Genomic DNA, 9,154 nt, shown 5'->3' on the forward strand with positions numbered 1-9,154 from the left:
ATCAGACTTCCTAAATATAACCTAATTAATAATATCTTATTTTTAGGTCTTATTGCTTTTGGAGCTTATATTGTAATGATGGGTGGAAATAGTTCACTTCTTATTTATGGTTTACTAGCTGCTTCATTAATTTATGGTTTATTATTTGTATTCCCTATTGGTGGTGCAGATATGCCAGTAGTAATTTCACTATTAAACTCTTTAACTGGTATTGCAGCAGCAATTACAGGTATATTATATGGTAACATGGTTATGTTAGTTGGTGGTATATTAGTAGGTTCAGCTGGTTTAATTTTAACATTTGTAATGTGTGACGCTATGAACAGATCACTTGCTAATGTTATATTTGGCGCTTTTGGAGGCGATGCTGAAGTTGGTGGAGCTAGTGCTGGAAAAACAGGTGGTAATATCAAAAAAACGACTGCAAGTGATTCAGCTGTACTATTAAATTATGCTAATAAAGTTGTAATTGTACCAGGTTATGGTTTAGCAGTTGCACAAGCACAACATGTAATTCATGAACTAGAGCAAGTATTAACTGAAAAAGGAGTTGATGTGTCTTACGCTATCCATCCAGTTGCGGGTCGTATGCCAGGCCATATGAATGTTTTATTGGCTGAAAGTAATGTAGATTATGACAAGTTAATTGAAATGGATGATATCAATCCTCAATTCCCTAATACAGATGTTGTATTGGTAGTTGGTGCAAATGATGTTGTAAATCCAGCAGCACATAACGATCCTACAAGTCCAATTTATGGAATGCCAATTTTAGATGTTGAAAATGCCAAACATATTATTGTAAACAAACGTAGTATGAATGCAGGTTATGCAGGAATTCAAAATGAATTATTCTTCAACGCAAAAACTTCAATGTTATTTGGTGATGCTAAAAAAGCTTTAACTGAATTAGTTAGTGAACTTAAAAATATGTAATTTATTTTAATTGAAATTTATAAAAAGAGGGTAGAATTAATTTTCTAGCCTCTTTTACTTTTAAATATACTTTGAGCAATCAAATTTTAGTAATTTTGCAAAAACTAAAAAATCAACATGGCTCTTAAGTTAAAAGGTGATACTGAAATTAATGATATTCCATCAAGCAAGGCTAAAGCATTAAAAATTAACTTGAACGAATTCATTTACGGTACTTTTGCCGAAATTGGAGCCGGACAAGAAACTGTACGTCATTTTTTTAGAGCTGGTGGTGCTTCAGGAACTATAGCTAAAGCTATGAGTGCTTATGATAAAGAATTTTCTGATGCAGTTTATGGTATTGAAGAAGAAGGACGTTATGTAACCGAACAGCGTTTAAAAAGAATGCTTACCTATGAAATTGAACTTACTGAAGACAGATTAAATAGAAAAATTCATCCTGGTAAAATGTTTTTTTCATTTGCAAATACAGTAACTACTATAGACTTTTCAAAAAAATACAAAGGTCATGGTTGGGTTGGAATTAAATTTCAACTAGATCCTTTAGAAGCCTATAATGAAATTATTTTACATGTTCGTTTTAAAGAAACAGACGCTAAATTACAGCAAGAAACACTTGGGGTTTTAGGTGTAAACTTAATTTATGGTGCTTTTTACTTAAATGATAAGCCTAAAGAATTATTAAAATCGTTGTATGATAATTTACACGAAGTTCAATTAGAAATTGACATGATTAATTTCTCTGGTGCTCGTTTTTCATATGTAGACAATAGATTAATGAGTTTATTATTAGTAAAAAACGGAATGACAAATGCAGTGATGTTTGGACCTGACGGTAATAATTTATTACCAGCTCAACAACTTTACAAAGCCAATATTTTAGCACTTCGCGGAAGTTTTAGGCCAGTTACAAAATTAAATATGGAAATTTTTAAACTAGCTGAACAGTTGTTTTTAAATGAAAAAAACGTACAAAAAGAAAACACAAAAATTATTTTTGAAATTACACTCGCAAATTTAATAGCTGAAGGTGAAATTGATGAAAGAGATTTTTTAGAAAGAACCGAATTAGTGTGCTCGCTAGGTCAAAATGTAATGATTACCAATTACCAAGAATACTACAAATTAGTTGAATACTTTTCTGAATTTACAAAAGAAAAAATTGGCTTGGCTATGGGAGTTAACAACTTTATACAAATTTTTGATGAAAAATACTACCGAAATTTAAGTGGTGGAATTTTAGAAGCTTTTGGAAAATTATTTTTTAAAGATTTAAAAGTATACTTATACCCTTTAAAAGACCAACATACAGGCAAAATAAGAACAAGCGAAAATTTAAAAGTACACCCACGTATGAAAGAATTATATAAATTCTTTAAATACAATGGCAAAGTAGTTGATATTAAAGATTATAACCCTGATATGTTAGATATTTTCTCAAAAACTGTTTTAGAAATGATTTCAAATGGAAAACAAGGTTGGGAAGAAATGCTTCCAAAAGGAATTGCCGCTATCATTAAAAAAGAGCGTCTATTTGGATATTCTAAAAGAAATTTTGAAAACATTCCTTAATTTTTTTGATTTCAATTAAACCTTTACTTAATTTAGTTGTCTAATCTAAAAATTAGTACGTGACTGACGAACAACTATTAGTAGCCCAACTTAAAAATCCCAATACACAAGAACAAGCTTTTCGTAGTTTAATGACTTTGCATAAAGAACGCTTGTATTGGCATATACGTAAAATTGTATTGTCACATGATGATGCGGATGATGTACTTCAAAATACATTTATAAAGGTTTTTAAAAACATTCACTCATTTAAAGAAAATAGTAAATTATACTCTTGGATGTTTAGAATTGCTACAAATGAAGCAATTACATTTATAAATAAAAAAGCAGCTAAACAACACGTTGATATAAGTGAATTACAGCATAAAATGGCTGACACTTTACATGAAGACACTAATTATACGGGTGATGAAATTCAAGAATTATTACAAAAAGCCATTTTTACATTACCACAAAAACAACAATTGGTCTTTAATTTGAAATATTTTGAAGAAATGAAATATAATGAAATGTCTGAAGTTTTAGAAACTTCAGTTGGAGCACTAAAAGCTTCCTATTTTCATGCTGTAAAAAAAATTGAAATTTTTTTAAAATCACATTAAACTATTGGTTTAAAACTGAGTCTAAGTATTAGAAATGAATAAAAAAGATTTACATAAAATAGCACCTAAATTAAGTGAAATTTCACTTAAAAAAACTGATTTTAAAATTCCTAAAAATTATTTCGAAACTGTTGAAGATGCTGTTATTGCTGAATTAAATGCTGAAAAACTTCAACAAAAAAAGGCTAAAAATCCATTTAAAACACCTGAAAACTATTTTAACTCTCTTGAAGACATTGTACTTACTAAATTAAAAGCTGAAGCTATTCAAAATAACACTACTAACGAAGAAGTTTCTGACACCTATTTTGAAAACCTAGAAGATGCTGTTTTTAACAAAATTAAATCAACTTCAAAAGTAATCTCATTAAAAAGTAAAATTATTAAATATGTTGCCCCTATTTCTATTGCAGCTTCACTCCTATTAATTTTTACTTTAAATACCAATGCATCAAAAGTAACTTTTGATTCTTTAGCTTCTTCAGAAATTGAAAATTGGATTAACAACAATAATATTGATATTGATGCCTTAAGTATTGCAGCTATGTATCCTGAAATTGAATTAACTACTGAAATTGATAGCGAATCGCTTTCTGATGATGAAGTAGCAAACTACTTAACGGATGAAGATTTGGAAAGTATAATTTTTGAAAATTAAAAAAATGAAAAAAATAACACTTATAATTTTTGTGCTTTTATTAACATCACACATTGCTTTTGGGCAACAAATGATGAATCGTCAAAAAATAACAGCCTTAAAAACATCATATATTACTGATGCATTGAACCTTACTCCAAAAGAAGCAGAAAAATTTTGGCCAGTATATAATTTATATACAGAAAAAATGCACACTTTAAAAATGTCTATTGAAGGTGGTATGATGCGTAAAATTCAATTTACAGACGGTATAGAAAATATATCAGAAAAAAAGGCGCAAGAATTTATAGATGAAGTTATAATAACCGAACAACAAATAACAGATAATAAAATAAAATTAATTCAAGAACTTTCTAAAATAATTTCAGCTAAAAAAATTATAATGCTAAAAAAATCTGAAAAAGATTTTAACAGAAGAATACTTCATGAATACGGTAAAAGAAGAAGGCAACAATAACATTAATTAGTCAATTATTGATACACCATTTAAATCGGTTGTGAGTATTTCACTCATATAGTCAAAATAAGGCCGCATTACTTTAAAAGAACTGCTAACTTCATCTAAAAAATTTGGGGAAAGCACTTCTTTATCTGTAAAATTACGCGTTACAATAAACTGTTTCATTCTAATTAAATCCATATCAGGATGTTCTTTATCAAAACCTCTAGGAGCTGTTTTTAATGAGTTTCCTTGTAACTTATCAAAATGCTTTACAAATGTTTTATGTTCAATAATTTCACGTATTTCACTAGCATCCATTTCAAACTCTTTTCTAATACGTAATAAATCTTCTTTATTTGGTTCCCAAAAACCACCAGCCAAAAAACTTTCACCCGGTCTTATTCTCAAATAATAACCACCACGTAATCGTTTTGTTCCTCTAACAAAATGACCTGCAAAATGTGGCTTATAAGGTGTTTTATCTTTCGAAAAGCGAACATCTCTATAAATTCTAAATATTTTTAGCTTTTCAATATCATCATGTGCATTTAAACCCTCCATTAAGGTATTGTAAAATTCTTTAGCTTTAATTTGCTCTACCTGAAAACCTGGCTTATTTTCATTAAACCACTCACGAGTGTTATTCTTTTTTAATTCTTTTAAAAAATTTAAAGTAGATTTAGAAATAGAAGTCATTTTTATTTTTTTAGTTCGATAAAAATAGTAAAATTAATAAAGCCCATCTTGCGACAGGCTTTATTTAACATATAATTATACTAGCAACTCTAACATTAGAATGTAAAATCTAAGCCAATTTTAAAGTTTCTACCTTTTGTAGTGTAACCAATAGTTTCTACATAATCTTCATTAAAAATATTATTTACTTGCGTAAATACTGATAATCTATCTTTTAATATTGTATGGCTTGCATAAAAATCTACCAAACTATAGGCATCAACAACAATATTACTTCCTGTTCCCCATTGATCAAAATACGTTCTTTTTGAGATATTTTTAAAGCGAAGTGATACATAGGTGTTTTTTATACTATTTGTTTCAACCAAAGCAGTAAATTTATTTTTTGGTATATAATCTACATCAGCACTTTTAGTTGTGTATGTATGTCCAAATTTAACTATTAAATCAGCTAAAACTTCAACTTTAATTTCAGTTTCTACACCTTTTGCATTTAAAGTTTCTTCAGCATTTACATAGGTAATATAATCGGGTAAAATAATAGCGTTATCTTCTTCTCTATAAAAGAAAACTGAATTTACTTCAACTAATTTATTTTTTGAATACACAAAACCTAATTCAACTGTTTTATTTTCTTCAGGATTTAAAGTTGTGCTTCCATATTGAGAAAATAATTGATACGTACTAGGTGCAATAAAAGCTGTACTTAATGAAGAAAATATTCTGAAGTTATTATTAAAATTATATGATGGATTTACATTATACACCATATGATTTCCGTATTCACTATGATTATTTAAACGTGCACCGGCATTTATATTAAAACCTGATGCTGCATTGTAAACTATTGTAAAATAAGGATCAGTTGTTGTGTAATTTGCTAAATCATCTTCAATATTTCCATAAGGACTATTGGTTTGATTGCTTTGTTTTTGGTAATTAAGTCCTGAAATTAATTGAACCTCATTAGAAATTTTATAGTTATTTATCACATCAATTACATGAGTTTTTCCAGTGTATTCAAAATAATCAGTATCAGCAGTCCAGCTATTAAAACTATCAAACATTCTATCCATTTTATTGTATGAAGCAATTAATTTAACACTTCCTTTAATGTATTTCAATTCAGAAGAAATTCCAACTCTATGTTGTTTGTTTTCACCGTTATTTATATCAGAATCTGAAAACCCTCCGGCGTCATAGTCATAGACATCTTTATCGTAGTTACTAAATAATTGCACGTTAAAATTCGCTGTAAATTTATAACCTACACGCACAAATGTATTGGTGGCTTTAAATTTATCACTTGCAAATTCTATCTCACTATTTTTGTCACTAGCTTCAGATAAACCATCTGTTTTTGAAGTATTTAAAGTAGCCAAGTAACTAAACTTTTTTAAACTACCATTTACAGACACATTCTGATTAAAATCATTAAAATTTAACTTACTATCGTCTTGGGAATTATTAGTACCTATTGATGTTTGATAATTTAGTGAAATTGGCTTTTTAGCAGATTTTTTTAATTGAATATTAATAACTCCGGTAGCAGCGCCTGAACCATATAAAGTACTCGCAGCACCATTCATAACTTCAATAGATTCAATTTGACTTAATGTTAATAAACGCAAATCAAAAGCAGTGTTTACTCCCGAAGGATCACTAACAGGAACACCATCAATAAGCACCAATACTTGCTTATCTCTACCACCTCTAATAAAAGTACTTTTATTTTTCCCTGCTGAACTGTTTACGCCATTTACTTCAATACCTGCAATATTATCCAATACATCAATAACTGTTTTTCCTTTTAAATTCTCTAACTCTTCACGATTGATTTGATAAATAATTTTACCAATGTTCTCTTTTTTAGTTTCAAATTTTGTTGCAGAAACTACAACTTCTTCTAATTGCTCAACTTTTTCTGTTGTTTCTTGAGCTTGTAATGTGTTAAATGCAAAAAGCACGCAAAAAGCACTTACTTGAACCAATGTTTTTTTCATTTTTAAATGATTTAATTATTAAAATAATAAATCAGGTAAGTATTGAAGTATAGTAAACCATACTCAACCCCTTCTCCCGAAAGCTTGAATTGTATATTGATTGTGGCAGGTCTCCTGGCTTGCGTATTGTTATTACCTTCCCATTCTAAAAGAACAGTGGTTAAAGTTGAATAACAACCACCGAAAAATATCGGCTTTAGCTTACAGTTGCGGGAACAGCGTTGGATTTTAACCAACTTCCCTTTTCACTTATGTTTACTGATGCATACATAAGAACCATAATCAGCTGCGAAATTAATTAATTCAGATGAATTAGTATCATTTATTCTTACTAAATTTCTAAAATAGTACATTTGTAAAAATTTAAATAAAATGAAGATTTTTCTTCCTAAAATTATATCAATATCTCTTTTATCAGTACTACTATTTTCTTGTAAAAATGAAAAACCCAAAAGTAGTATTGAAGTTATAAATACTTCTGAAATTAAATATGCAAAAGGGTTTACAATTCAACGGTTTGAAGATTACACGAAGCTAACTATTAAAGCTCCATACCAAAATTCTAAAGAAACTTTTGAATATGTATTGTCTAAATCTAAAAACACTACAAATTTAAATGCTATTCAAACTCCAGTAAATTCAATTGTAGTAACAAGTACAACACACATTCCAATGCTTGAATTATTAAATGTAGAGGAGCATTTAGTAGGATTCCCAAACACTAAGTATATTTCATCAAAAAAAACTGCTAATTTAATTGCTAATGGCTTTGTTAAAGAATTAGGTAATGAAGAAAACATAAATACAGAATTATTATTAGATTTAAATCCTGACTTAGTGGTTGGGTTTTCATTAAACAGTAATAATAAAATGTTCGGCGTCATTGAAAAATTAGGGATTCCAGTAATTTTAAATGGTGATTGGTTAGAGGAAACTCCTTTAGGTAGAGCTGAATGGATTAAGTTTTTTGGTGTATTGTTTAAAAAAGAAGCTGAAGCAGATAGTATTTTTAATAAAATTGAAGCAAATTATTTGGAAGCCAAAGCAATTGCATTAAAAGCAACTAATAAACCTAGTGTAATTTCTGGTGGTTTATTTAAAGATATATGGAATTTACCTGCCGGCGACAGTTTTGAAGCTACTTTTTTAAAGCATGCCAATACAAATTATTTATGGAAAGATTCTGAAGGAAAAGGAAGTTTGTCCTTAAACATTGAAAACGTTTTTGAAAAAGGAAAAGAGGCTGATATATGGATTTCTCCTAGTTATTATAAAACATTGGAACAGCTTAAAAACGCCAATGATATGTACCCTAAATTTAAGGCTTTTCAAAACCAACAAATTTATACTTACGTAAATAAACAAGGAAAAAATGGTGGTATTGTATATTTTGAACTAGCTCCTGCCCGACCAGATTTAGTCTTAAAAGATATAATTAAAATCGCACATCCTAATTTAATAAAAGATTATGAATTTACTTTTTTTGAACAACTATAATAATTTTTTTTGAAGTCTATTTTACCCTAATTTTTAAAAAAATAAGTTGATAACTTAGTGTTTTTAAATGCAAATTTCAGTATATTTATATCACTTCCAAACCTCTTGATTTTAAAGGGTTTTTAACCACTTTTTAAAAATAGTAGTATTTACTACAAATAATTGTACTATATTTTTAAATTAATTGTACTATCCTATCAAATTAATTCTACTGTTTTTTTCGATAAGTTCAACGGATAACTCAATATCTCTTGATGATATTTCATTATCTTTTACCGTTATACAAAGTTTTGTTGGTTGCTTTTTTTTACTTTAAAGGTTAAGGTTAAATTTTCATTTTTCAGAAAAAAAATAGACTGTCTAAATAATATTGAAAACCCGTTATTCTAAATTTGATTGGAAATCTGCGTATACTAGGCTAAATATTTTGTAGTTCTCCTTTGCTAAAGGTTCTCGCATTCGCTAGAATGACGGTTTAGTTTTATTATTGCAAATGATAATCAAGCAATCTCATGAGTAGAACTATAATATTACCAATTACTTTATCGCTATCATTACAAGTAATAAGACTTTTTTTGTACCTTAATTTTATCTTTTTTTATAACAATTTTTCTTAAAACCAAAAAAGCAACGATTATAAATCGTTGCTTTTTGTTATTATTTAATTTGGTGTTTTATTTTCTTACCAAAATAAAGGTGTTCTTTTTTTAGCTGCATGTTTCCCTTTTGAACCTAAATCAAAAGCCAA

At 28.3% G+C, this 9,154-nt stretch carries 8 protein-coding genes and 1 riboswitch; of the genes, 6 read left to right on the forward strand and 2 right to left on the reverse strand.

Going from position 1 to position 9,154, the window contains the following annotated elements:
• The 5 genes from GQ540_RS04680 to GQ540_RS04700 all read left to right on the forward strand — a co-directional run.
• Positions 1-936: NAD(P)(+) transhydrogenase (Re/Si-specific) subunit beta (locus tag GQ540_RS04680; protein ID WP_291798076.1), on the forward strand; the 936-nt coding region annotated here is incomplete at its 5' end.
• 117 nt (positions 937-1,053) lie between these two features.
• Positions 1,054-2,508 carry a TonB-dependent receptor gene (locus GQ540_RS04685; protein ID WP_291798077.1) on the forward strand — a complete coding sequence of 485 codons (1,455 nt, stop codon included), beginning with the start codon at positions 1,054-1,056 and terminating at the stop codon, positions 2,506-2,508.
• 59 nt (positions 2,509-2,567) lie between these two features.
• Positions 2,568-3,110: an RNA polymerase sigma factor gene (locus tag GQ540_RS04690; protein ID WP_291798079.1), complete on the forward strand. Its 543-nt coding sequence runs from the start codon at positions 2,568-2,570 to the stop codon at positions 3,108-3,110.
• A gap of 34 nt (positions 3,111-3,144) precedes the next feature.
• Positions 3,145-3,768, forward strand: coding sequence for a hypothetical protein (locus GQ540_RS04695; RefSeq protein ID WP_291798082.1), 624 nt, complete (start codon positions 3,145-3,147; stop codon positions 3,766-3,768).
• 4 nt (positions 3,769-3,772) lie between these two features.
• Entirely contained in the window at positions 3,773-4,225 is a 453-nt protein-coding gene (locus GQ540_RS04700) for a hypothetical protein (RefSeq protein ID WP_291798084.1), read from the forward strand.
• Positions 4,226-4,231: 6 nt separating this feature from the next.
• Here the strand turns inward: GQ540_RS04700 and GQ540_RS04705 are convergent, their stop codons facing one another.
• Both GQ540_RS04705 and GQ540_RS04710 read right to left on the reverse strand, forming a co-directional pair.
• Entirely contained in the window at positions 4,232-4,906 is a 675-nt protein-coding gene (locus tag GQ540_RS04705; RefSeq protein ID WP_291798086.1) for a DUF2461 domain-containing protein, read from the reverse strand.
• Positions 4,907-5,001: 95 nt separating this feature from the next.
• The gene (locus GQ540_RS04710) at positions 5,002-6,909 is read right to left on the reverse strand and encodes a TonB-dependent siderophore receptor (RefSeq protein WP_291798088.1); all 1,908 of its coding nucleotides are present in this window, start codon (positions 6,907-6,909) and stop codon (positions 5,002-5,004) included.
• A gap of 86 nt (positions 6,910-6,995) precedes the next feature.
• Positions 6,996-7,205: riboswitch (cobalamin riboswitch) on the reverse strand.
• Positions 7,206-7,281: 76 nt separating this feature from the next.
• Between GQ540_RS04710 and GQ540_RS04715 the strand changes: the two genes are divergently transcribed.
• The gene (locus GQ540_RS04715) at positions 7,282-8,406 is read left to right on the forward strand and encodes an ABC transporter substrate-binding protein (RefSeq protein WP_291798091.1); all 1,125 of its coding nucleotides are present in this window, start codon (positions 7,282-7,284) and stop codon (positions 8,404-8,406) included.
• Positions 8,407-9,154 lie beyond the last annotated feature (748 nt).

This window comes from Lutibacter sp., assembly GCF_013139515.1.
GTDB lineage: Bacteria > Bacteroidota > Bacteroidia > Flavobacteriales > Flavobacteriaceae > Lutibacter.